This is a genomic window from Ancylobacter rudongensis (genome assembly GCF_900100155.1).
GTDB lineage: Bacteria > Pseudomonadota > Alphaproteobacteria > Rhizobiales > Xanthobacteraceae > Ancylobacter > Ancylobacter rudongensis.
Genome location: NZ_FMTP01000003.1, coordinates 127,973 through 149,897, shown reverse-complemented (window position 1 = coordinate 149,897; position 21,925 = coordinate 127,973). Strand labels below are relative to the sequence as shown.

Here is a 21,925-nt window from a genome sequence, read left to right as displayed (position 1 = left end):
AAAAATTCGGCTGGCCGGGAACCTGGCCGGCGCGCCTCACGCCGGGATGCGGTCCGCCTCGGCGAATTGGGTCCGCACCATGCGGGCGTAGATCCCGCCCCGGGCAACGAGCTCGGCATGGTTGCCCTGCTCGGCGATGCCCTCGCGGGTGACGACGACGATGCGGTCGGCGGTGCGGATGGTCGACAGGCGGTGGGCGATGATCAGCGTGGTGCGCCCGACCGAGAGCGCCGCCAGCGCGCGCTGGATTTCCCACTCGGTCTCGCTGTCCAGCGCCGAGGTCGCCTCGTCGAGGATGAGGATGGGTGGGTCCTTGAGGAACATGCGGGCGATGGCGAGACGCTGCTTCTGCCCGCCCGAAAGCTTCACCCCGCGCTCGCCGATCACCGTGTCGAGCCCGAGCGGCAGCTCGGCGAGCAGGCCGTCGAGCTGCGCCCGGCGCGCCGCCTCGAGGATCGCGGCCTCGCTGGCGTCGAGCCGGCCATAGGCGATGTTCTCGCGGATGGTGCCGCCGAACAGGAACACGTCCTGCTGGACGATGCCGATATTCCGGCGCAGCGAGTCGAGGCGCACCTCGCGTATGTCGTGCCCGTCTATGCTGATGCGCCCGCCGGTAACGTCGTAGAAGCGCGGCAGCAGCGAGCACAGCGTGGTCTTGCCGGCGCCTGAGGGCCCGACAAAGGCGACGCTCTCGCCGGCGCGTATGTCGAGGTCGATGCCGTTCAGCACCGGCGCCGCCGCGCCATAGGCGAAGCGCACGCCTTCATAGCGGATGGCGCCCTTGACGGCCGCCAGCTCGACTGCGCCCGGCCGATCGGCGACATCCGGCTTGGTGGCGAGGAAGTCGAGATAGGAGCGCAGGCCGGCAATGCCCTTGGGGTAGACTTCCATGACCGCCGCGATCTTCTCCAGTGGCCGGAAGAACACCCCGACCAGCAGCAGGAAGCCGACAAAGCCGCCATTGGTCAGTTCGCCCCGCAGCACGAACCAGGTGCCGGCCAGCATGATGATGACCTGGGTGAGCCGCATGCCGAGATAGGACAGCGAGGCATTGGCCGCCAGCAGCCGGTAGGCCTCCAGCTTGGTGCTGCGGTAATGGGCGTTCTCGACCGCGAACAGCTGGCTTTCATGCTGCTCATTGGCGAAGGACTGCACCACGCGGATGCCGCCGATATTCTCCTCGATCCGGGCGTTGAAGGCGCCCACCCGGCCGAACAGTGCCCGGAAATTCGCCGTCATCCGCCGCCCGTAGCGGGTGGTGATCAGCGCGCTGGCGGGAACGATGATGGCGGTGAGAAGGGCGAGCTCGACATTGACGCTGAGCATCACCAGGAACGCGCCGACAAACGTCATCACCGCGATGAACACGTCCTCCGGGCCGTGATGGGCGACCTCGCCGATCTCTTCCAGGTCCTTGGTCAGGCGGGCGACGAGATGGCCGGTCTTGTGGTTGTCGAAATAGGAGAAGGACAGCTTCTGCACATGGTCGAAAGCGCGCCGGCGCATCTCGGTCTCGATATTGATCCCGAGCATGTGGCCCCAATAGGTGACGATGGCCATCAGCGCCGCGTTGAGCAGGTAGATCACCAGCAGGCCCACTGCGGCCCAGACGATGAGGTGCCAGTCCTGGCCCGGCAGCAGGTGGTCGATGAACAGCTTCACCGCCAGCGGGAAGCCGAGTTCCAGCAGGCCGGACAGCACGGCGCAGGAAAAATCGAGCATGAACAGCCCCTTATAGGGGGCGTAATAGGTCAGGAACGGCCGGATGAGCTGCATGATGGATCGCTTATAGCGGCCTCAATCGGCCAGATCGATACCCGGATGGCCAAGCCGCCAATAGGCGGCGATGGCGCACCGGCGCTTGGCGAGGCCGCGCTCGCCGGTGACGAACCGGCGCACCGCCCGCGCGGTCTTCTGCTCGCAGCCCGCCCAGACATGAATGTCCTCCGCGTCCGGCGGAAAGGCGAGCGCACGCACCGCCTTTTCAAGCCGGTCGCCCGTGCCGGGGGCGGCGCCGTCGCGGTGCAGCCATTGCACGTCGAGCCGGGCGGCGGAAGGCAGCGGTTGCTCCTCGCGTGCATCCGCCACTTCGAGGCGGATAACCGCTTCGGCATCGGCGGGCAGCGCGGCAACCATGCGGGCAATGGCCGGCAGCGCGGTCTCATCCCCGGCGAGAAGATACCAGCGCGCGGGCGGCAGGCCGGCGCCGCCGGGCCCGAGCAGCCCGACCCGGTCGCCGGCACGGGCCCGGCGAGCCCAGTCCGCCCCCGGCGTGGCGGCGCCGGGATGCTGCACCACGTCGAGCGCTATCTCGCCACGGGCCATATCGACCTCCCGCACCGTGTAGACGCGGGCCGTCAGCGCCTCCGGCCCGGTGGGCCAGATTATGCGTCCGTCCGGCGCGGCATGGGGCCAGACCGGATCACGGCCGGCAGGGGGAATGAGCACCCGCACATGCAGCCCGCCGGCGGCGAAATGCGCGGCGTCGCCTTCCAGCACCACGCGGCGCATCAGCGGCGTCAGTTCCCAGGCCCTCGCGACCCGCAACTCGCGGAAATAGGGCAGGGAAGGGTTGCCCGCGCCATGCCCTTCCCAGGCGAAGGCGGCAACCGTGCCGGCTCCCGCCGCGTGGATGTGCTCGGCCAGCTGCATCTTGAGCACGGCCAGCCGGTCCTCGCGGTCGCTGCGGGCATGCAGGGCGAGACGGCCGGCGGCCTCGACCGCGAGATCGACCTCGCCGCACCAGTTCTCCAGCCGTGCGGCGTCGGGCGAGCGGTGGCGGGTCGCTTCCGGTTCGAGCCGGTCGCACAGAAGCGCCAGCAGGTCCGCCGGCGCCGCGCAGGGTATGCGGGCGACAGCGGTGAAAGGGTCAGCCATGCCGAGGTTCTCCCCTTTGCAGCAGCCAGATGAGGTAGGGCCCGCCGACCAGCGCCGCGAGCAGGCCGGTGGGCAGCTGGTAGGGAAAGGCCAGCATGCGGGCCAGCCAGTCGGCCAGCAGCAGCACCCCCGCCCCGATAAGTGCCGAGGCGAAAACGAAGCTTCGCCCCGAGGCGAAGCCGGTGAGGCGCGCCAGATGCGGGCCGATCAGGCCGACAAGGCTCAGCGGGCCGACGAAGAACGCCGCCACCCCGGTCATCAGCGCCGCCAGCAAGGTGAGGGCGAGCTGGCTGGCGCCGACCGGCACGCCGAGCGCGGCGCTGACCCCGGCGCCGAGCGGCAGGATATCAAGCCAGCGGCCGAGAACGGCGACCGGCAGCAGCAGCACCAGCGCGCAGGCCGCGAGCATCCAGGCCTCATGGGCGCCGACGCGGTCGGTGGAGCCGGACATCCAGGCCAGCAACCGGAAGCTGCCGGGCCCGCCGGCGGCGAAGACGGCGGAGAGAAGGGCAAGCGCGGTGCAGCCGAGGGCGATGCCGCTCAGCAGCAGCCTTTCCGCCGCGAATCCGGTCCAGGCCGCCATCAGCAGCACCAGTGCCAGCGCCCCGAGCGCCCCGCCGGCACTGGCGGCGAGCAGGAGGGCGGCACTCGGCGCGGGCGAGAGGGTGAGCGCCAGTGCGAGGCCGACGCCGGCACCCGCGCTCACGCCCAGCACTTCCGGCCCGGCCAGCGGATTGCCGGTGAGCCGCTGCATGATCGCCCCCGCCGCCCCGAGCAGCCCTCCCGCCGCCGCCGCCGCGACGATGCGGGGGACGCGGAACACCGCCAGCTCGGCCAGAACCGGGCCGGTGGCGAGCGCCCAGCCATCGAGATCGCGCCCGGCCAACAGCGCAAGCGCGCCGATCAGCACCGCCCCGGCCGCCAGCAGGGCCAGCGCCCGCCCGGGCCGGCGCAGGCGGCGGGCGTGACCCGTGGCCATGGGCGGGCGGGCGGGCGATGCCGGCAGGCGCGGCAGCAGCCAGAGCAGCAGCGGGCCGCCGAGCAGGCCGACCGCCGCGCCTGTCGGGATCAGGTCGCCGCCGCTGCTGGCGGTGAGCTGCACCAGGCTGTCGGTGATCCACAGCATCAGCGCCCCGATCAGCGGCGCCGCGAGCAGCACGGCGCCCGGCCGGCGCGCGCCGCCGAGGCGGGCGAAGGCGGGGGCGGCGAGGCCGACAAAGCCGATCACCCCGACCTGCGAGACGACGCTGGCCGCCAGCCAGACGGCGAGCGCGATGAGCACAAGCCGCATGCCCTGCACCGCCATGCCGAGGCTGCGGGCGGCGGCATCGTCCAGTGTCATCAGCTCCAGCGGGCGCAGCAGCAGCAGGGCGGCGCCGGCGCCAAGCGCCAGCCGCGTGCCGACCAGCAGCGCCGGCTGCCAGTTCTGCTGGTGCAGCGCGCCGGCGCCCCAGATGAACAGCGAGAACACATAGTCGCCGCGCGCCAGGATCAGCGCCGCGCTCATCGCCCCCGCCATGAGCGAGAGCGTCATGCCGGCAATGACGACCGTGACCGGCTCGAAGCCGCGCCGCCAGCTCATCGCCAGCACCAGCGCCACGGCAAGGATGCCGCCGGCAAAGGCGGTGCCTTCGCGGGAGACCGCGAGCAAAGCCGGGGCGAAGGCCAAAGCGAGCGTCAGCGCCAGTTGCGCGCCGGCGGCGATGCCCAGTGTCGAGGGATCGGCGATCGGGTTGCGCAGCACGCGCTGCAGCAGGGCGCCGGAAAGCCCCAGCGCCGCCCCCGCCAGCAGCGCCGTCGCGGCGCGCGGCAGCAGGCTGTGCCAGAGCAGAAGCTGCTCCAACGCCGTCGCCTGCGGGCCCTCCAGCGCCGGCTGGCGGGCCAGCACCAGCGCGAACAGGACGGTGCCGAGCAGGGCAAGCGCCAGCCCGACATGGAACGGGCGCCGGCCGGTGGGGCGGGGAAGCGTCAGTTCAGCCAAGATCGCCCCCTCGGCCCGCCGCTTCGCCCTCGGCCCGCAAGGCCGCGCCCAGCAGCCGGGCGAAGCGCGCGGCGGCCGGCAGCCCGCCGAACGGGTCGACGCTGTCGAGCACGGCGAAGCGACGGTCGCGGACATTGGGCAGCGCGTTCCACAGCGCGCTCGTGGACAGCACCCGCGCCGCATCGGGGGGCACCGGGCGCAGGATGACGAGGAAGGCGTCGGGAAAGCGCGCCAGCGCCTCCAGCCCGATCGGGGCGGAGGCGGCATAGGACGTGCGCTCGCCCCACGCATTGGCGAGGCCGAGCCGCGTCAAGACCTCGCCGAACAGGCTGTCGGCGCCGAAGACGCGGAAATGCCGGGAATCGCCGAGATTGAGCACCAGCATCGGCCGGCCGGCATGGCTGGCGAGGTTCTGGCGCTCGGCGGCGATCTGGGCGCTGACACGGGCGATCAGCGCCCGGGCGGCTTCCTCCCGCCCCGTGACAACCCCGATCCGCTCCGCCGCCGCCTCGGCGCGGCCGAAGGGCGGATCGCCGGTGCGGTAGATGGAGAGGGTCTCGACCGGGGCGATGAGGCGGAGCGTCGGCTCCATCTCGGCATAATAGTTCGAGCTGAAGATGAGGCTGGGACGGGTGAGCCGGAGCGCCTCGAAATTCGGCGCGCCGCGCAGGCCGATATCGACCACGGAAGGCGGAACCGGCGGCTCCACCGCCACCTCGCGAAACAGCACCAGCTCGGCCGCCGCCACCGGCGTGATCCCCATGCCGAGCAGCGTTTCCAGCAGCGCCCAGTCGATCGTCGCCACCCGCAGCGCCGTCCCTTCGGCGCGCGCGCCTGGCGCGAGGAGCACCAGTGGGGCCGCGAGCAGGGCGCGGCGGCTGAGGCCCGGTCCCGGTCTCACAGCACGTAGCTCATCGGCGTGCCGCTGACGGGATGCGCCATGACGCCCATGTCGAGCCCGTAAATCGCGCGCAGCCGTTCCGGCTCCATGATCTCATGGCATGGCCCATGGGCGAGAAGCCGGCCGCCGCGCAACGCCAGCAGCGCGTCGCAGGTGCGGGCGGCGAGGTTGATGTCGTGCAGGATGACGATGACGGTCATGGCGCCGCCGTCAGGCCCCTCGCCGCCCAGCTCGCGCAGGATGGCCAGCACCTCCATCTGGTGGGCGATGTCGAGCGCCGAGGTCGGCTCGTCGAGCAGCAGGCAGCGCGCCCCCTGTGCCAGCATCAGCGCCAGCCAGGCGCGCTGGCGCTCGCCGCCGGACAGGCTGTCCACCGCGCGCTCGCGGAACGGGGCGAGCCCGGCCCGCTGGATCGCCGCTTCCACCCGCGCCTCGTCCTCCGGGCTGAAGCGGCCGAGCGCGCCATGCCAGGGGTAGCGGCCGAGGCTGACCAGCTCGCGCACATTAATCCCGTCCGAGGCCGGCAGGAATTGCGGCATGTAGGCGACTTCGCGGGCGAAGGCGCGCCCGGACCAGGCGCCGAGCGGGCGGCCGTCGAAGCGCAGTTCGCCGCTGCCGGGGGCGAGCTGGCGCGCCATCATCTTCAGCAGCGTGCTCTTGCCGGAACCGTTCGGGCCGATCAGCCCATAGACACGCCCGGCCGGCAGGTCGAGCGTCAGCGGGCCAAGGATCGCCCGCTCGCCAACCGCGAAGGCCGCCCCGCGCACGGACCAGAGCGCGCCGGCCGGCGCTGGATGCGCGCCGTCTACCATTTGTAGGAAAGGGTCCCGACCACGGTGCGGCCATCGCCATAGTAGCAGCCGAAGAAGCCGCAGCTGGCGACATAGGTCTCGTCGGCGATGTTGTTCACATTGAGCTGGGCCTTGAACGGCCCCTTCTCATAGTGGATGGCGGCGTCGAACAGGGTGTTGGAGGAAAGGAAGATGCTGTTGTCGTCCAGCGCGTAGCGATCGCCGACGAAGCGCACGCCGCCGCCGAAGCCGAAGCCGGTCCACGCGCCCGAGGGAATGGTGTAGTCGAGCCAGACATTGGCCATGTTCTCGGGCACGTTGGCCGGGCGGTTGCCGGCATATTCGCCCTGGGTGATCTCGGCGTTCATGTAGGTGTAGTTGGCGATCAAATTGAGCCCGTCCGCCAGCCCGGCCACGGCGGTGAACTCGAAGCCCCGGACCTCAACCTCGCCGAGCTGGGTCTCATAGCTGACGCCGTCGATCAGCTCGGTGGACACCACGTTGGACTGGGTGATGTCATAGGCGGCGAGGGTGAAGAAGCCGTTCCAGCCCACCGGCTGGTACTTCACGCCCACTTCCACCTGCTCGCCCTGCATCGGCTGGAACGCCGCCCCGCCGAGCTGGGCCGGCATGTTGCCGATGACCGGCTCGAAGGAGGTGGAGTAGTTGAAATAGGGGGCGATGCCGTTGTCGAACAGATAGGTCAGCCCGACGCGGCCGGTGAAGGCGCTGTCGTCCTGGTCCTGCGCGGTGTCGCCGAAATTGGTCAGGCTGGTGGAATCGGTGGCCGCCCAGTCATGGCGCAGGCCGACGGTGAGCAGCCAGTTCTGCAGGCGGATCTGGTCCTGCGCGTAAATGCCGGTCTGCGAGATGGTGCCGTTCACGTCGGCCGTGTACCACGGCGCGCCTGTGACCGGCTGGTTGTAGACCGGGAACAGGATGTTGATCGGCGAGGCGGTGCCGAATTCGGTGACGTTGGACTCGGTGTAGCGCCGATAGTCGACGCCGATCAGCACCTTATGGCTGAGCGGGCCGGTGTCGAACGTCCCGTGCAGCTGGCTGTCGAGGTTGAAGGTCTGCTGGGCCTCGGAATTGTCCGAGGAGCCGCGATTGGCGATCAGCGGGTTGGTGGTGCTGAGCGCGCTGTAATAGAGGCTGTTATAGTCCCAGTCGAGAACCGCGTAGCGGGCGTTCTGGCGGAATTCCCAGGCCTCGTTTAAGCGGTGCTTGAACTCGTAGCCGACACTGCCGAAGGTCCGGTTGGAGTTGTCATAGTCGGGATCGCCGAGGAACAGGCTGCGCGGCAGCCGCAGGCCGCCATCGGCATCCACCGTGTACTGAACCGGAAGCCCGACCGGGGTGCCCGACTGGTCGTACTGGATGTTGGCCAGCACGGTGAGCGAGGTGTCGGTGGAGGGCTGCCAGGTCAGCGCCGGGGCGAAGAACAGGCGGTTGTCGTCGACATAATCGGTCTGGGTGCCGCCATCGCGGGCGAGGCCGGTGAGACGGTAGGCGAAATCGGAATGGTCCGGAATCACGCCGCCAATGTCGAAGCGGCCGGTGTAGCGGTCGAAGCTGCCGGCTTCCGCCTGAACCTCGCCGAAAGTGGTGAAGGTCGGGCGCTTGGAGATGAAATCGATCAGGCCGCCGGGATTGCCTTGGCCGTAAAGCACCGAGGCCGGGCCGCGCAGCACGTCGATCCGCTCCATGCCGTAGGGGTCGAGAGCCGTGGTGCCGGCCTCGCGCATCAGCTTCAGCCCGTTGAGATACATGCTGTTGTCGGCGGAGAAGCCACGGATGATCGGGCTGTCGAAGCGGGGGTCGGTGCCGAAGGGCTGCGAGACGACGCCGGCGGTGTAGTCGAGCGCCTGCCCGACATTCTGTACCGCGCGCGCGTCCATCTGGTCGCGGGTGACGACGGAAATCGACTGCGGCACCTCGATGAGCGGCGTGTTGGTCTTGGTGCCGGCGGTGCTGCTGCGGGCGACATAGCCATCGACCTCGTCGGTGGTCCGGCGACCTTCGATGTCGATCTGTTCGAGCTCGATCGCCGCCGCGCGTTCCTGCGCCCGCGCCATGCCGGCCGGAACAATCACCGCCGCGCTGCCCATCAGCAGCGATACCATCGAGAGGCCCAGCCGTTCGCGCATCATGCTACCCGTTCTGAAACAGTTGAGATGAATTATAAAGAAGCGTTTCCCTCCGGCCCCAGGAAACACCGCTTCATATCAATGAACATCCAACCGTTCTTGTCGCATCCTCTTGTGTTTTGGACGATCGTGTTTTCTATTGCGTTCTCATCGAATGGATATGGCGCCATAAAAAGGCGAAGTGATACTTCATATTGATTCTAATCTATGAAGTCCCGCATTGATCTTGGCGAACGGCACGCAGGATGACATTCCAACCCCGCATGACCTCGTCGGTGGAGGGCATCACCCTTCTGGATGACCTGCACTGGCGGCGCTGGAACGGGATCATCGCCGATGTCTGGCATGTCGCCTGCGCGGCGGGGGCGCGCGGCCACTATGTCTCGCGCGACGCCCGGCTGTTCGTGGTGCTGGAGCGCGAGGGCGCGCGCTCGGATGTGCAGCTCTCCGCCGATGGCAACACCCGCACGGTGCAGCGCGCGCCGCACCGGATGAGCTTCGTGCCCGCCGACATGCCGATCTGGTCGCATATCGACGAGCCGGTGCGGGTGCGCCATCTCGATCTGCATTTTCACGCGCCCACGCTCAGCGAGCGGTTGGGCGAGGACCTCGCCGACGACCGGCTGTCGACGCCGCGTCTCGACTTTCTCGACCCGCGCCTGTTCACCCTGGCGCAGCTCATTGCCGAGGAATGCACCGGCCCGGACCGCCATCACGATCTTTATGGCGACGGGCTGACGCTGGCTCTGTTCATCGACCTGCTGCGCCTCGGCCGCGACACGTCGGGCGCCCAGGCCCAGCGCGCCATGCTGTCGCCGCGCCAGCTCCGGCGCGTCACCGATTTCATCGAGGCCAATTGCTCGCGCAACATAAGGCTGCATGAACTGGCGGAACTGACCGGCCTGTCGCAATCCTATTTCAGCCACGCCTTCAAGGCGGCGACCGGGGTGCCGCCCTATCAGTGGCACATGAAGGCGCGGCTGCGGAAAGTGCAGGCGCTGCTTGCCGACTCCGACCTGCCGCTGACCCAGATCGCCTCGGTCTCGGGCTTTACCGACCAGGCGCATCTGACCCGCAGCTTCCGCCGCCTGACCGGGGCCACGCCGGCCGCCTGGCGGCGCGCCCATGGACGCTGAGGCCACGCCCCCTCGATTGCCGGCCTGATTGCCCATCCCTGGGGGACGGGGCAAGGTGCGCGCCGGCTTTGGGGTCAAGGGGCGACTGTGACCATGGATGCGCGCGCGCGACGCTTCGCCCTTGTGAGTGGCCGCTGGGATGCGTGCCTCGCCGTGGTCGACATCGACGCGGCGCTCGATCCCGCTCATCACGACACGGACCGGGCGGTGATCTCGCGGCCCCGTGTCACTCCCGATCTGGTGGATGCGGGCGGCGCAGCCGTGCCGGCCGTGGGGCTGCCGGTGAGCGTGGTCGCCGTGCCGGCGCTCGATCGGCTGCTTGTCGTCAATCATGCCGGGGCCACCTCCCTGCAGGCCATGGAAGGGTGCCCGCATGGCCATGCCGGCGCCGTGGCGCTGTTCGAACTGCGGGCGACGCTGGCGGGGCGGGCGGCGGCGCCGACAATGCTCCCGACCGGCACGTTCGGCCCGGTGGGCTGCGTCGCCACGCCGGATGGGCGCCATGTGCTGGTGGCGGCCGGCGAGGGTGCGGGGCGTGAGGATGGCGGCTACCAGATCAGCGTGATCGACCTGGCCACCCCGGCGCTGCGGCACAATTTCGAGATGCCGCATGCGGGCACCCCATGCCCGCGCCCCTCGCCGGATGAGGGGTTTGGCGGCTTTCCCAACCCGGCCGGCATCGCCCTGGCGCGCGGCGCGCCGGACCTCGTGCTCACCGCCGACGGCGGCAGCGGCACGGTGAGCGTGTTTGCGCTGGCCGATGTGCTCGCGGGCGCGCCGCACCCGCCGCTGGCGCGGGTGGCGCTGCCGAGCGGGCCTTTCGGCATCGCCGCCAGCCCCGACGGCGCGCTGGCGGTGGTCGCCAACCGGGAATGCCCGCGCACCGGCGCCGAGGGAAACAGCGTGAGCTTCCTCGACCTCGCCGCCCTGCGGCGCGGCGAGGGGGCGGCCCCCTTCCATGTCGCGATCGGCAGCGATGACGGGCGACCCAGCCGGCCGATGGGCGTGGCCTTCGCCCCCGATGGGCAGAGCGTCTTTGCCGCCGGGTTCCGCACTGGCACGCTCTCGCGGCTGGCGCGCGGCGCGGATGGCCTGTGGCGCGAGGCGGGGCGCCTCGCGCTGGAGGGTCCCGATGGCGGACCTGCCTGCCCGCGCGGCGTCGCGGTCACGCCGGACGGTGCCCTTGTGCTGGTGGCGGGCGGGCCGCGCGGGGCGCCGGCAAGCAGCGTTCTCTGGCTCGTCGATGCGCGCGAACTGGCCACGCTGGCGCGGGTCAAGGGCGTTGGTAACGAGTCCTATTTCCTTGAAGTAATTGAGGTTTAGTCTCCCCGGCGAATACTGAAGATTCAGTTTGCTTTCCCCAAAGAAACTGGCAAACTGAATTCATAATTCAAATGCGCCCAAAGCGGCGCAGAAATAAAACGCGCCCTGGGAGGGGACCCATGACTGTTTCACGCCGAGATCTTATGCTCGGGGCGGCCGCTTCGGCATGCCTCCTGTCTTCCGGCGGCGGCATGCTGCGCGCCGCCAATGCCCAGAGCGGCTGGGCGCCGACCCGCGATGTCGAGCTGGTGATTCCGTTCGCCGCCGGCGGCGGGTCTGATCTTCTCGCCCGTGTCGTCGGCAAGATCATTGTCGAGGAGAAGCTGATCCCGCAGTCGCTGGTGCTCAACAACCGGCCGGGTGGCGGCGGGGCGGTGGGCATCGGCTATGTCGCCGCGAGCCGGCGCAAGGATCCCAACACCATCATCCTGATCAACGGCACGACGCAGATCACGCCGATCCTCAACCCGGCGGCGCGCACGCTGTCGGAAGTCCAGCCGATCATGAACTTCATGCTCGACGACTTCCTGCTCTTCGTGAACGGCGATTCCAAGTACAAGACCGCTCAGGAACTGATCGCCGACATCAAGGCCAAGCCGACCAAGACGTTCAATTTTTCCACCGGCGGCACCACCGACATCATGGCGATCACCGTGTTCTCGCGGGCGCTCGGCAAGGACATCAACCCGGTCAACTTCAACAGCGGCGGCGAATCGCTCACCGCCCTGCTCGGCGGCCATGTCGACGGGACGATCGGCAATCCGCTGGAATTCATGGGCCAGCTGGCCTCCGGCAAGGTCCGCGCGCTCGGCGTGTTCCGCGACACCCGCTTTGCCGCCATGCCCGATGTGCCGACGCTGAAGGAGGTCGGGCTCGACGTGCCGAACTTCCAGATGTGGCGCGGCATCGCGGTGCCTAAGGATGTCGACCCCGCCGCCCAGCTCTACTGGCAGGGCGTGATGGAGAAGGTGGCCGCCTCGCCGACGATGAAGAAGTACATCGCCGACAATGTCGCCACCGAGGCGCCCATCGTCGGCGCCGATTTCGTCGCCTTCCTTGCGGCGCAGGAAAAGCTCTATCGCGGTCTGCTGGCCAAGCCGGCCTGAGGAGCGGGCGATGAAGCACCGATTGCTGACCGGCGACATGGGTTTTGCCGTCGGCTGGGCATTGCTCGGCCTGTATTGGATGGTCGGCGCGTTCGACTATCCCCTGTGGTCCGGCTTTGCGCCGGATTCAGGTTTCCTGCCGCTGGTCTACGGCACGCTGCTGTTCCTGCTGTCGGTGGCCGTGGCGCTCTCGCTGTGGTTCGGCGAGGCGGAGGAGGAGGAGCGCGAGCCCCTGACCAAGTCGCTGCTGGTTCTGGCGGCGCTGGTCGTGGTGGTGGCGAGCCTCGGCTTCATCGGCTTCCTGCTGCCGGTCTTCGGCCTGATGATGTTCATCTATCTCTATGTCGAAAAGCTGCCGCTCCTGCGCTCGGCTGTGGTCGCGGGGCTGGTGACGGCCAGCCTGGCACTGGTGTTCGTGCACTGGCTCAGCATTCCCCTTCCGCTCGTGACCTGGGATTTCTGACATGGAAGCCTTGATGGATCTCGGCGGCGGGTTCAGCACCGCGCTGACCCCGAACAACCTGATGATGTGCTTCCTCGGCGTGTTTCTCGGCCAATTGGTCGGGGTGCTGCCGGGCATCGGCCCCTCGGCGGCGATCGCGCTGCTGCTGCCGCTCACCTTCGGCAGCGACCCCACCGCCTCGCTGATCATGTTCGCCGGCATCTATTATGGCGCGCAATATGGCGGCACCATCACCTCGGTGCTGATCAGCGTGCCCGGCGAATCCTCCACGGTCATGACCAGCATCGATGGCTACCAGATGGCGATCAAGGGCCGGGCCGGCGCCGCGCTAGGCATCGCCGCCATCGGTTCGTTCATCGCCGGCACCATCTCGACGCTGGGCCTGACCCTGCTGGCGCCGCCTCTGGCGCAGGCGGCGCTCGCCTTCGGCCCGCCGGAATATTTCGCCCTCGTGGTGCTCGGCCTCGTCGCGCTGGCGGCGGTCAGCGGCCGCTCGGTGCTGAAGGGCGTGGCTGCGGGCGTCGCCGGGCTTTTGCTGGCCACCATCGGCATCGACCCGCAGAGCGGCGTGTCGCGCTTCGATTTCGGCATGGTCTGGCTGCTCGACGGCATCGAGTTCATCGTGCTGACCGTCGCCCTGTTCGGCGTCGGCGAGGTGCTGGCGAGCTGCACCGCCGCGTCCGCCCGCCCGGTGGCGGAGGTGAAGAACGTGCTGCCGACGCGGGAGGACTGGCGGCGCAGCCGCATGCCGATCCTGCGCGGCTCGGTCGTCGGCTTCCTGGTCGGCGTGCTGCCCGGCACCGGGGCGACCATTGCCAGCTTCATCGCCTACATCATGGAGAAGAAGCTCTCCCGCCATCCCGAGGAATTCGGCAAGGGCGCCATCGAGGGGGTGGCCGGGCCGGAATCCTCCAACAACGCCGCCGCCGCCGGCGCGCTGGTGCCGATGCTGGCGCTCGGCGTTCCCGGCTCCGGCACCACGGCGATCATTCTGGGCGCGCTGATCATGTTCGGCCTGCGGCCGGGGCCGGAGCTGTTCACCCAGAACGCCACGCTGGTCTGGGCGGTGATCGCCAGCATGTATATCGGCAATCTGCTGCTGCTGATCATGAACCTGCCGCTCGCCGGCGTCTTCGCCCGGCTGCTGAAAGTGCCGTATAAATGGCTCTACCCGCCGATCCTTGCCATCTGCCTGGTCGGCGTGTTCTCGCAGGCCAACAGCCTGGAGGATTGCTGGCTGGTGGTGGGCTTCGGCGCCATTGGCTGGGGCATGAAGCGGTTCGACTGGCCGGCGGCGCCGATGGTTCTGGGCCTGGTGCTCGGCCCGATGTTCGAGAGTTCGCTGCGGCAGTCGCTGACCATGTCGCACGGCACCGCCTTCATCTTCATCAATCGCCCGATCGCGGCGGCGCTCATGCTGGCGGCGGTGCTGTTCATCGCCATCCCGGTGATCGCCGGGCTGCTCGCCTCCCGTCCGCGCCCGGCCAGTGCAGGAGAAGCCCCATGAACAACGATTTCCGCTCCCGCATCGGCATCGATCTCAACCGGCGGATCGGGCTGGAGCCGGGCCTCGACTGGGCGATCGCCCATGGCGTGCGCTATCTCGATATCTGCCTCGACCCGGACCCGGCGCTGCTGGACCCGGCCAATCCCCGTCTTGCCCGCGCCCGGGAGAGGATCGCGGAAGCGGGCGTCACGCTCGGCCTGCACACGCTGTCGGCGGTCAATGTGGCGGAGGATTCGCCCTTTCTCAGCGAGGCGACGGATGCCTATCTGACCGCCTATCTGCGCGCCGCCAAGGCCATTGGCGCCGGCTGGGTCATCATGCATGGCGGCTATCACTTCACCGCCGACAAGCGCGAGCGGATGGACATCGCCGTCGCCCGCCTCGCCCGGATGAGTGCCATTGCCGAAGACGAGGGCATGACTATCCTGCTGGAGAACATGAACCCCGAGCCGGCCGGCGCCGAGGTGAAATATCTCGTCCATGACCCGGGGGAGGCGCTGTATTATTTCGAGCGGCTGACCTCGCCGGCGCTGCGCTGGTCCTTTACCACCAACCATGCCCACATGCTGGACTGCGGCATTCGCGGCTTTCTCGACGTGATGGATCTCAGCCGCTGCGGCGAGGTGCGGCTCGCCGACAACCGCGGCGAGATCGAGGAGCATCTCTATCCCGGCACCGGCAATGTCGACTTTGCCGACATCTTCCGCGAGCTGGAGCGGCGCGGCTATCGCGGCCACTACATGCAGGATTATCTCGGCATTGACGACATGCTGCGCGGCCGCGAGATCATCGCCGATATCGCGGAGAAGGCGGTGGCGCGCGAAGGGGTCTGACCGGGCGGGGTTCGTTGCCGGCTACAATTCTCCGCCGGCCCCCGCGTCATCTGGCCGGGGCGACGACGATGGAGCGTGTCACCACGTCGACCACGATCGCCTTGCGCCTCGCCAGCCAGTCGGGTGCGGCGAAGTCGCGCTGGAACATGCTGCCGAGCGTGTAGCGGTTCGAGACGTGGATGAAGCACAGGCCGAGGATCGAGATGTAGAGGTTCTCGGCGTCCATCTCCCGGTGAAAGATCTTCTCCTTCTGGCCGCGTGCCAGCAGGGTGCGCAGCTGCTCCAGCAGCGGGCGCGTCAGGTGCGGGATCGTGGCCGAGCGCTGGGCGGTACGGCCCATCATCAGGTTCTCGTTCATGATCAGCCGCACGAAATGCGGATCGGTGCTGAGGAAATCGAAGGTCAGTTCGACAAGAGCCTTCAGCGCCTCGCGGGGGTCTGCATGGGCGATGTCGAGCGTCTGCTCGCGGTCGCGGATGATCTTGTAGGAGGCCTCCAGCGCGGCGAGGTACAGCTCGTCCTTGTTGCCGAAATAGTGGTAGATCATGCCGACATTGGCACTGGCGCCGGCGGCGATGCGCTCGATGCGGCTGCCGCTGAAGCCATGCTCGGCGAATTCCGCCTTCGCCACGTCAAGAATGCGCTGGCGGGTCGCGGCGGCGTTGCGCTTGCCGGGCGTGCGGGCGGGGGATGGCACAGCATCCTCGGGCGGGGCGGAACTCATCTTCTCTCCGGCGGGCTCGGCAGGTCGGCGAAAGCCTGCGCTGCAAGCTTCAGCAATGCCATGTCCCGGCCGCGTCGCGCCAGGATCGACAATCCCACCGGCGCGCCATCCACCGTTCCCACCGGCACGGTGATCTGCGGCAGGCCGCCAAGCCCGGCCGGGCACAGCAGCTGCATCGCGCGCGCCCGATAGGCAGTTTCGATCTCGGCCGAGGCGGTGGCGCGCAGCGGCGGCAGGCCCGGTGTCGTTGGCAGGCAGATGAGCGCGTCGCCGAGGGTCGCCTCCAGTTCCTGCGCGAGGGCGTCCGCCTGCTGCCGTGCGGCCTGCGCCTCCGCCTGGCCGACCTTGGCGGCGGCGGCGAGGCGCTGGCCGACACCCTCGCCGAAGCCGGGTCTCTCGCGCTCGATCCAGCCGCCGAGCGACTGCCAGATCTCCCAGGCCTGCACGGTGCGGAAGATGTCGAGCCAGCGGTCGAGGCCGAGGGGGCTCAGCGGCGCCTGGCTGCGGGCGGGCAGCAGGCGCGCGAGACGCGCCACGCCGTCGGCGAGCACGGCGCGGACATTTGTGTCGCAGCGCTCGAACGCATCGGTGGCGACGACAAGACGGGAGAAGCCGGTGCCCGCCGCGACTTCCGGTGGGTCCCCGAGCAGCACGGCGCCGACCTTCATCAGCAAGCCGGTGTCGCGGGCGAACCAGCCGACCGTGTCGAAGCGCGGGGCGAAGGGCGCGACGCCGGCAAGGGACACGTGGCCATGGGTCGGGCGCATGCCTAACAGCCCGCAATAGGCCGCCGGCACCCGCACCGAGCCACCGCAATCCGTGCCGATGGCGAAATCCACCAGCCGAGCGGCCACCGCCACCGCCGAGCCGCTAGAGGAGCCGCCCGGCAGCCGGTCGCGGGCGGCGGGGTTGATCGGCATGCCGTAGTGAAAATTCTCGCCCGAGATCGAGTAGCACAGCTCGTCGCTCAGCGTGCGGCCATGCAGGGCGGCGCCGGCGGCGAGCAGGGCCGTCACCGCCTCCGCCGTCAAGGTGGCGGGCGGATGGGTGGCGAGCCAGGCGGGATGGCCGAAGCCGGTGCGGCTGCCGGCGACGTCGAACACGTCCTTCAGACCGAAGCTGAGCCCGGACAGGGACCCTTCGCCTGTGGCCGGCCGGGCCACATGGTTCTCCTGACAGAAGGCGCCGAAGGGGTCATCGGGTGGGCGGGCGTCGGGGGGCATGCGGTTTGCTCAGTTGGGCTGCGGGCGATGCAGCGCCGGGGCGGGCCGCGTCAGGGTTCGCCGGCCGCGCTTATAGGCGAACAGGACGGGGGCAAGCTCGGCCACCGCCTCCTCGGTACGCGCGCAGTCCAGCACGACGAAATCGGCCGCCTTGCCGGGGGCGAGGCCATAGTCGGGCGCGTTGATCAGCCGGGCGGAGCGCTCGGTGATCATGTTGAAGCACTCGCGAATGTCGGCGGCGGCGCCGATATGGCAGATATTGGCGTTGAGGTTGGCCATGCGGGTGAGGGAGCAGTCGCCGAACGGGGTGAACGGATTGAGCACATTGTTGGTCGACAGCGAGCAGTTCACCCCGTGATGCAGCAACTTATGGGTGTGGGTGACGCCGCGCGGCTGGTGGCAATCGCAGTCGCGACCCATCAGGAACAGATCGGTGGAGGGCAGCACAGTAAGCGCCACTCCGGCGTCGCGCATCCGTCGCGCCGCCGCCTCGAACCGGGCCGGGCTCGCCCCCGCCAGCTTGGTGACATGGCCGATGGCGGTGCGTCCGCCCCAGCGGCAGCGATCCGCCAGCGTGCAGACATACTCAAGGTCCAGATTTTCGGCGCTCGGGCCGAAATCGAGATGCATGTCGATATCCACGTCGAACTCGCGCGCCAGTTCGAACACCCGGTCGATCTGGCCATGCGGGTCGCTGTCCGTATAAGGCGCGGCGCCGACCACGCGGGCGCCGTTGTTCAGCGCCGCGACCATGAGTTCGTCGGTGCCGGGATTGTTGAGCAGACCTTCCTGCGGGAAGACGCAGATCTCAATGTCGATCGCCCAGCGATATTCCTCGATCAGCGGCCGCACGCCCTCCAGCCCGCGCAGGCCGATGCCGGGGTCGACCTCCAGCTGGGTGCGCATATGGGTGGTGCCCTGCATCAGGCATTTTTCCAGCGTGCGTTTGGCCCGCGCATAGACATCCTCAGGGGTGAAGCCGGCCTTGGCCTTGGCCACCTCGCCAATGGCTTCGGGCAGGTCGCCGCGCACCGACTGGCAGCGGTCGAGAATGCAGGATTTGTCGAGATGGATATGGGTCTCGACAAAGCCGGGCGAGACGAGCCGCCCGCCGACATCCAGCTCCTCGCCCTCGGCGGCGAGAGCGGCCTCGATCACCGCGATACGGCCGGCGTTGATGCCGATATCGACGGTGCGGTCGGGGGCGTCGGGAAGGCGGGCATTCCTTACGATCAGGTCCATCGACGGGCCTCCTCCGGCCGGTAGTGCGGCGGCGTGCGATCCGGGGTGCCCTGCTCAACGGGTGGCGCGCCTCATCGCCGGGCGTCGGGCCCAGGTGGCGAGCAGGGCACGAGAGCAACGCAATTAAGTGTTTACTTAGTTTGCGACGGGCCCGCCGCGTCGTAAAGCCGATTGATTGGCCAGATCGTGCCCACTCAACACGCTGTTGCCGAAGGGATTTCTGAGGAGTCGGAACCCGTTGCGCGCCATGCGGGCAGGGGCTGCCTAGAATCCGCTCCCAGGAGTTCGCTCCCAGGAATCCGCTCCCGCGCGGCTGCGCAGCCTCAGGCGCTCTCGCCCTTGAGCGTGCGCCGCACCGCCTCGCCGGTCAGCCGGTTATGCTCTTCCAGCCGCTCGGCGAGATCGAGGCGGGCGCGGGCGCGGAAGGCGACCATGATGCCCTCATGCTCGCCGAAGGATTCGAGCACGCGCTGCGGGTTCTCGTTCACGACGAAACGCAGCCGCAGCACGCGCTTCTGCAGATTGTCATAGCTCTGCAGCAGCACGGGATTGTGTGTCGCCAGCGCCAGTGCGCGGTGGAACTCCTGGTTCAGCGCGGTATAGGCGGCCGGCTCGGGAGGGCTGGCGAGCGCAGCATGGGCGCGCTCGATCCGGGCGGCGTCCTCGGCGGTTGCCCGCACCGCGGCGAGTCGGCCGATCATCTGTTCCAGCGTGCCCTTCATCTCGAACAGATGGCCCACTTCGACCGGGTCGATCGGCGCGACGATGGAGCCGCGATTGGGCCGCAGCTCGATGAAGCCCTCGGCGGCGAGCACCTTCAGCGCCTCGCGCAGCGGGGTGCGGGAAATGCCGAAGCGCAGGCACAGCTGCGCCTCGGGGATGCGCGCACCGTCGGCCAATTCGCCATTGAGCAAAACGGCGCGCAGCTTGTTGACGATCTGCTCGTGCAGCGTGCCGGCCTCGCTCGCTTCCGGTGCCGGCGCGGCCATGGTTCTCACTCCCCGGCCAGTGCCAGGCCGGCCCCGGAGGGGCTGGCGAAGAGCGACCCGAACGGGGCCAGCGGGGCGGTGGAGACCCCCATTTCGCGCAGGCAGCCCCACAGCGTGGTGCTGACGGAATCGAACACCGGAATGCCGAGCGCGCGCTCGACCTGCGCTCCCACCAGCGCGCCGCGCATATTGGTGCAGACGATGGCGATGGCGTCCGGCGCCGCGCCGGCGACGTCCGTGCACATCTGTCCGATGCGGTCCTCGTCGATCTCGGCGAAGGAGAAATTGTCGGATATGCCGCAATGAGACCCGGCGACCACCTCAACGCCGATGGAGGCGTAGTTGGCGACGATGCGCGCGCCGACATCCTCCGTATAGGGCGTCACCAGGCCGAGCCGCTTCACACCGCGCTCGGCGATCAGCCGGTTGAGGCTGAGGATGGCGCTGGTGGCCTTCACCCCGGTGCGGGCGTGGATCTGCGCGCAGAGCCGCTCGTCGGTGTCGAAGCCGAGCCAGCTCGCCGAGGTGCCGTTCCAGGCGATGATATCGGTGCGCGCATCCGCCAGCAGCTCGGCGGCGGCGAGGATGGGCTCCTGGCGGAACTGGTCGGACGCGCTGTCGTCGAGGGCGATGCGCGTCACCCGGAAGCGGCCGAAATGCGCCGAGACGCCGGGAAACAGCGGCTCCAGCATCCGTGCCGTGTAGGGCTCCAGCACGGTGTTGGACGAGGGCGTCAGCATGCCGATCAGGTGCCGGGGGAAAGGGACGACATTTTGCATTCAAAAATGACCCGACAACAGCCGCGTTGATCACCGGGCGCGGCGTCCACCTGCATGTGCGCCGCGCCCCTTCTCCTTCGTCTTGCCCTGAGCGCCGACATCAGTCAATCCGGCTGAGTGCTTTGAAATCAACGAAATTGCATAGTTATCGTGCAGAGCATGGCGCGCCTGATGGCATCGCCCTGACCGCGCTTCCGGCGTGGTGCCTACTATTTGGTATTTAAGTGACCACTTAGTTGTTGCAGACTTTAATCACGATAATGAATTCAAAAAATCCTTCCAGGAGCCGTGTCATGCGCTTGCCCCTTTTGCTGACCACCGCGCTTTCCGCTGCCTTCCTCGCCGCTGCGCCGGTGCTGTTCCCGGCCCCGGCCATGGCGCAGGACGGCAAGACCTTCCGCTATGCCTACCGCGTCGACCCCGCCTCGCTCGACCCGCACGCGCTGGCCGAGACCTTCACCCTCTCCTGGCTCGGTCAGGTCTATGAGCCGCTGGTCGGGCGCGGCAAGAAGCTGGAACTGGTGCCGGCGCTGGCGACCAAATGGGAGCAGCCGGAACCCAATGTGTGGCGTTTCCATCTGCGCGAGGGCGTGAAGTTCGCCGATGGCACCCCGCTCACCGCCGACGATGTGATCTTCTCGCTGCAGCGGGTGAAGAAGGACGGCTCGGACATGGCCTATACGGTCGCCTCGGTGACCGACATCAAGAAGGTGGACGATCTCACCGTCGATCTCGTCATGGCCAAGCCCAACCCGATCCTGCCGGTGCAGATCACCTCCACCTACATCATGAGCAAGGCCTGGGCGGAGAAGAACGGCGCCACCGCGCCGGCGAGCGTGAAGGCGAAGGTGGAGAACTTTGCTTCCACCAACGCCAACGGCACCGGCCCGTTCATGATCGCCTCGCGCCAGGCCGGCGTGAAGACCGAGCTGGTGCCCAACCCGAACTGGTGGGGCGAGAAGAGCTCCAATGTCGACAAGGTCGTGTTCACGCCGATCCAGTCCGACGCCACCCGCGTCGCCGCCCTGCTCTCGGGCGAGGTCGATATGGTCTATCCGGTGCCGCAGCAGGACGTCGCGCGCATCGACGGCAATGAGGGCACCAGCGTGCTGAAGGGCTCCGAGCTGCGCACCATGATGCTCGCCATGGACCAGCACCGCGACGAGCTGCAGAACTCCGACGCCAAGGGCAAGAACCCCCTCAAGGACAAGCGCGTCCGCCAGGCGATCTACCAGGCGATCGACATGAACGCGATCCGCGACCGCATCATGGGCGGCACCTCGCACATCGCCGGCACCATGATCGCGCCTGGGATCAACGGCTACGACCCCAAGCTCGACGACCGCGCCGCGCCCTATGACCCGGAAGCGTCGAAGAAGCTGCTGGCCGAGGCGGGTTATCCCGACGGCTTCTCCTTCACCATGGACTGCTCCAATGACCGCTACGTCAATGACGAGCGCATCTGCCAGGCCATCGTCGGCATGCTTGGCCGGGTTGGGCTGAAGGTGACGCTGAACGCCCAGACCCGCTCGAAATTCTTCGAGAAGGTGCTCGCCCGCGACACCTCCTTCGCCATGATCGGCTGGCAGCCGCTGAGCTACGACGCCCATTCGACGCTGCAGGACACGATGAACACGCCGGAGGGCAAGGTCGGCACCTACAATATCGGCAACTACTCCAACCCCAAGGTCGACGAACTGACCCAGAAGATCGAGGTCGAGGTCGATCCGGCCAAGCGCAACGCCATGATCTTCGAGGCGATGATGCTGGACAAGGCGGATTATGGCCACATCCCGGTGCATCAGGCCGGCCTCGCCTGGGGCGTGCGCAAGGGCGTGAACGTGGTGCAGCGCTCGGATGACAGCCTGGAGCTGAAATGGGTGAGCGTCGACTGACGTCC

At 68.5% G+C, this 21,925-nt stretch carries 18 protein-coding genes; 7 read left to right on the top strand and 11 right to left on the bottom strand.

Annotation, left to right across the window (positions count from 1 at the left end; translation table 11 throughout):
• Window positions 1–36 precede the first annotated feature (36 nt).
• From BLO63_RS08885 to BLO63_RS08860, 6 genes are read right to left on the bottom strand one after another with little or no spacing between them, the layout of a single operon-like run.
• Entirely contained in the window at window positions 37–1,776 is a 1,740-nt protein-coding gene (locus BLO63_RS08885; RefSeq protein WP_091439263.1) for an ABC transporter ATP-binding protein, read from the bottom strand.
• A 21-nt stretch (window positions 1,777–1,797) separates the two neighbouring features.
• On the bottom strand, window positions 1,798–2,877 hold the full coding sequence (locus tag BLO63_RS08880) for a siderophore-interacting protein (protein WP_091439260.1): 1,080 nt from the start codon (window positions 2,875–2,877) through the stop codon (window positions 1,798–1,800).
• Entirely contained in the window at window positions 2,870–4,858 is a 1,989-nt protein-coding gene (gene fhuB / locus BLO63_RS08875; RefSeq protein ID WP_091439257.1) for a Fe(3+)-hydroxamate ABC transporter permease FhuB, read from the bottom strand. Before fhuB ends, BLO63_RS08880 begins: the two co-directional genes overlap by 8 nt.
• Window positions 4,851–5,759 carry an iron-siderophore ABC transporter substrate-binding protein gene (locus tag BLO63_RS08870; RefSeq protein ID WP_091439254.1) on the bottom strand — a complete coding sequence of 303 codons (909 nt, stop codon included), beginning with the start codon at window positions 5,757–5,759 and terminating at the stop codon, window positions 4,851–4,853. Before BLO63_RS08870 ends, fhuB begins: the two co-directional genes overlap by 8 nt.
• Entirely contained in the window at window positions 5,756–6,571 is an 816-nt protein-coding gene (locus BLO63_RS08865) for an ATP-binding cassette domain-containing protein (RefSeq protein WP_091439252.1), read from the bottom strand. Before BLO63_RS08865 ends, BLO63_RS08870 begins: the two co-directional genes overlap by 4 nt.
• A complete protein-coding gene (locus tag BLO63_RS08860; protein WP_091439249.1) occupies window positions 6,565–8,703 on the bottom strand; it encodes a TonB-dependent siderophore receptor in 2,139 nt (712 codons plus the stop codon). Before BLO63_RS08860 ends, BLO63_RS08865 begins: the two co-directional genes overlap by 7 nt.
• A 242-nt stretch (window positions 8,704–8,945) precedes the next feature.
• Here BLO63_RS08860 and BLO63_RS08855 point away from each other — a divergent pair, with 242 nt between their 5' ends.
• The 6 genes from BLO63_RS08855 (at window position 8,946) to BLO63_RS08830 (ending at window position 15,068) form a co-directional block, all read left to right on the top strand.
• Window positions 8,946–9,836: an AraC family transcriptional regulator gene (locus tag BLO63_RS08855; RefSeq protein WP_205409297.1), complete on the top strand. Its 891-nt coding sequence runs from the start codon at window positions 8,946–8,948 to the stop codon at window positions 9,834–9,836.
• Between the two features lie 93 nt (window positions 9,837–9,929).
• On the top strand, window positions 9,930–11,159 hold the full coding sequence (locus BLO63_RS08850) for a lactonase family protein (RefSeq protein WP_091439244.1): 1,230 nt from the start codon (window positions 9,930–9,932) through the stop codon (window positions 11,157–11,159).
• A 191-nt stretch (window positions 11,160–11,350) separates the two neighbouring features.
• Window positions 11,351–12,265 carry a tripartite tricarboxylate transporter substrate binding protein gene (locus BLO63_RS08845; protein WP_244517774.1) on the top strand — a complete coding sequence of 305 codons (915 nt, stop codon included), beginning with the start codon at window positions 11,351–11,353 and terminating at the stop codon, window positions 12,263–12,265.
• Window positions 12,266–12,275: 10 nt separating this feature from the next.
• Complete coding sequence (locus BLO63_RS08840; protein ID WP_091439239.1) at window positions 12,276–12,728, top strand: tripartite tricarboxylate transporter TctB family protein; 453 nt, start codon at window positions 12,276–12,278, stop codon at window positions 12,726–12,728.
• Window position 12,729: 1 nt separating this feature from the next.
• Entirely contained in the window at window positions 12,730–14,235 is a 1,506-nt protein-coding gene (locus tag BLO63_RS08835) for a tripartite tricarboxylate transporter permease (protein WP_244517772.1), read from the top strand.
• The gene (locus BLO63_RS08830) at window positions 14,232–15,068 is read left to right on the top strand and encodes a sugar phosphate isomerase/epimerase family protein (protein ID WP_091439237.1); all 837 of its coding nucleotides are present in this window, start codon (window positions 14,232–14,234) and stop codon (window positions 15,066–15,068) included. Before BLO63_RS08835 ends, BLO63_RS08830 begins: the two co-directional genes overlap by 4 nt.
• Before the next feature lie 46 nt (window positions 15,069–15,114).
• Here BLO63_RS08830 and BLO63_RS08825 read toward each other — a convergent pair whose 3' ends face one another.
• From BLO63_RS08825 to BLO63_RS08805, 5 genes are all read right to left on the bottom strand, one after another.
• On the bottom strand, window positions 15,115–15,792 hold the full coding sequence (locus BLO63_RS08825; RefSeq protein ID WP_091439235.1) for a TetR/AcrR family transcriptional regulator: 678 nt from the start codon (window positions 15,790–15,792) through the stop codon (window positions 15,115–15,117).
• Window positions 15,789–17,015, bottom strand: a complete 1,227-nt coding sequence (locus BLO63_RS08820; protein WP_091439233.1) for an amidase — start codon at window positions 17,013–17,015, stop codon at window positions 15,789–15,791. Before BLO63_RS08820 ends, BLO63_RS08825 begins: the two co-directional genes overlap by 4 nt.
• A gap of 9 nt (window positions 17,016–17,024) precedes the next feature.
• The gene (locus tag BLO63_RS08815; protein ID WP_091439231.1) at window positions 17,025–18,257 is read right to left on the bottom strand and encodes an amidohydrolase family protein; all 1,233 of its coding nucleotides are present in this window, start codon (window positions 18,255–18,257) and stop codon (window positions 17,025–17,027) included.
• Window positions 18,258–18,580: 323 nt separating this feature from the next.
• Window positions 18,581–19,246, bottom strand: coding sequence for a GntR family transcriptional regulator (locus BLO63_RS08810; RefSeq protein WP_091439228.1), 666 nt, complete (start codon window positions 19,244–19,246; stop codon window positions 18,581–18,583).
• 5 nt (window positions 19,247–19,251) lie between these two features.
• Window positions 19,252–20,025 carry a maleate cis-trans isomerase family protein gene (locus BLO63_RS08805; protein WP_091439227.1) on the bottom strand — a complete coding sequence of 258 codons (774 nt, stop codon included), beginning with the start codon at window positions 20,023–20,025 and terminating at the stop codon, window positions 19,252–19,254.
• 293 nt (window positions 20,026–20,318) lie between these two features.
• Between BLO63_RS08805 and BLO63_RS08800 the strand changes: the two genes are divergently transcribed.
• A complete protein-coding gene (locus BLO63_RS08800; RefSeq protein WP_091439224.1) occupies window positions 20,319–21,920 on the top strand; it encodes an ABC transporter substrate-binding protein in 1,602 nt (533 codons plus the stop codon).
• Window positions 21,921–21,925: the final 5 nt, after the last annotated feature.

Bases quoted from the DNA above. Each gene is read 5' to 3' on its own strand.
- BLO63_RS08885 (WP_091439263.1), bottom strand. From the start codon at position 1,776: ATGCAGCTCATCCGGCCGTTCCTGACCTATTACGCCCCCTATAAGGGG.
- BLO63_RS08880 (WP_091439260.1), bottom strand. From the start codon at position 2,877: ATGGCTGACCCTTTCACCGCTGTCGCCCGCATACCCTGCGCGGCGCCG.
- BLO63_RS08865 (WP_091439252.1), bottom strand. From the start codon at position 6,571: ATGGTAGACGGCGCGCATCCAGCGCCGGCCGGCGCGCTCTGGTCCGTG.
- BLO63_RS08860 (WP_091439249.1), bottom strand. From the start codon at position 8,703: ATGATGCGCGAACGGCTGGGCCTCTCGATGGTATCGCTGCTGATGGGC.
- BLO63_RS08855 (WP_205409297.1), top strand. From the start codon at position 8,946: ATGACATTCCAACCCCGCATGACCTCGTCGGTGGAGGGCATCACCCTT.
- BLO63_RS08850 (WP_091439244.1), top strand. From the start codon at position 9,930: ATGGATGCGCGCGCGCGACGCTTCGCCCTTGTGAGTGGCCGCTGGGAT.
- BLO63_RS08845 (WP_244517774.1), top strand. From the start codon at position 11,351: ATGCTGCGCGCCGCCAATGCCCAGAGCGGCTGGGCGCCGACCCGCGAT.
- BLO63_RS08840 (WP_091439239.1), top strand. From the start codon at position 12,276: ATGAAGCACCGATTGCTGACCGGCGACATGGGTTTTGCCGTCGGCTGG.
- BLO63_RS08835 (WP_244517772.1), top strand. From the start codon at position 12,730: ATGGAAGCCTTGATGGATCTCGGCGGCGGGTTCAGCACCGCGCTGACC.
- BLO63_RS08830 (WP_091439237.1), top strand. From the start codon at position 14,232: ATGAACAACGATTTCCGCTCCCGCATCGGCATCGATCTCAACCGGCGG.
- BLO63_RS08825 (WP_091439235.1), bottom strand. From the start codon at position 15,792: ATGAGTTCCGCCCCGCCCGAGGATGCTGTGCCATCCCCCGCCCGCACG.
- BLO63_RS08820 (WP_091439233.1), bottom strand. From the start codon at position 17,015: ATGCCCCCCGACGCCCGCCCACCCGATGACCCCTTCGGCGCCTTCTGT.
- BLO63_RS08815 (WP_091439231.1), bottom strand. From the start codon at position 18,257: ATGGACCTGATCGTAAGGAATGCCCGCCTTCCCGACGCCCCCGACCGC.
- BLO63_RS08810 (WP_091439228.1), bottom strand. From the start codon at position 19,246: ATGGCCGCGCCGGCACCGGAAGCGAGCGAGGCCGGCACGCTGCACGAG.
- BLO63_RS08805 (WP_091439227.1), bottom strand. From the start codon at position 20,025: ATGCAAAATGTCGTCCCTTTCCCCCGGCACCTGATCGGCATGCTGACG.
- BLO63_RS08800 (WP_091439224.1), top strand. From the start codon at position 20,319: ATGCGCTTGCCCCTTTTGCTGACCACCGCGCTTTCCGCTGCCTTCCTC.